1 protein-coding gene is annotated in these 988 nt (G+C 37.1%); it reads left to right on the top strand.

Going from position 1 to position 988, the window contains the following annotated elements; translation table 11 throughout:
• Positions 1 to 93: 93 nt before the first annotated feature.
• Positions 94 to 968 (top strand): IS630 family transposase gene (locus tag V7K41_RS17490; RefSeq protein ID WP_334850108.1). Its coding sequence is split into 2 segments (ribosomal slippage): positions 94 to 423 and positions 426 to 968, totalling 873 coding nucleotides; the frame shifts between segments, so codons are not numbered across the junction.
• Positions 969 to 988 lie beyond the last annotated feature (20 nt).

The raw sequence follows: 988 nt of genomic DNA, 5'->3' as shown, positions 1-988 counted from the left end.
TATAGCAACCGCCAAGATGGTTAGGACAAGCAGTATAATCTCTAATGAAAGTAAGATTAGATACTGATTATATATTCAGTATAAAAACAGATTATGGCAAAACCGTACAGTTACGACTTACGTCAGAAGGTAATTCAGGCAATTGAGTTAGACGGAATGAAGAAGAGTGAAGCGGCTCAAGTTTTTCAAATCAGTCGAAATACAATCAACCTTTGGCTTCAACGAAAAGCCAGTACGGGAGATTACAAAGTGTTACCAAGTCGACCACCAGGAAATGGTCATAAAATTACTGACTGGGAAAAATTTGAGAAATTTGTCGAGGTTAATGGGGATAAAACTCAAGTAGAAATGGCTGAACTATGGCCAGAAAAAATTAGCGATCGCACAATATCAAGAGCCTTAAATAAAATTGGGTTTACTCGTAAAAAAAAACTTATGGTTATCAAGAACGAGATGAAATTAAACGACAAGAATTTAGAGAAGAGATAGCATTGTATAAACCAGAGAAAATAGTTTATATAGATGAAGCTGGAATGGATAATAGAGAAGATTATGGCTATGGTTGGAATGCCTTGGGTGAGCGTTTTCATGCACTCAAAAGTGGCAGGAGAAAAGGCCGAGTTAATATGATTGCCGCATATTGTAATGGGAATTTATTTGCTCCATTTACTATTGAGGGAGCTTGCAACAGAACCGTATTTGAGACTTGGCTAAAAACTTGTTTAATACCAACGCTAAAATCAGGACAAATAGTAATTGCAGATAATGCTACATTTCATCGCGGTGGACATATTAAAGAATTAATTGAAGCAGCAGGCTGTCAATTAAAATATTTGCCATCCTATTCACCTGATCTTAACAAAATTGAGCGGTGCTGGTCATGGTTAAAAAGTCGAATTCGTAAACAGTTAATTCAATTTGACTGTCTTCGCAGTGCTATGGAAGATGTTCTTGGTACAGCGTCCTAACCAGCCTGGCGGCTGCTATA

It is taken from the genome of Nostoc sp. (assembly GCF_036917415.1).
GTDB lineage: Bacteria > Cyanobacteriota > Cyanobacteriia > Cyanobacteriales > Nostocaceae > Nostoc.
Note: the sequence above shows the minus strand (reverse complement) of the source record. Positions and strands in the feature narration are given on the sequence as shown.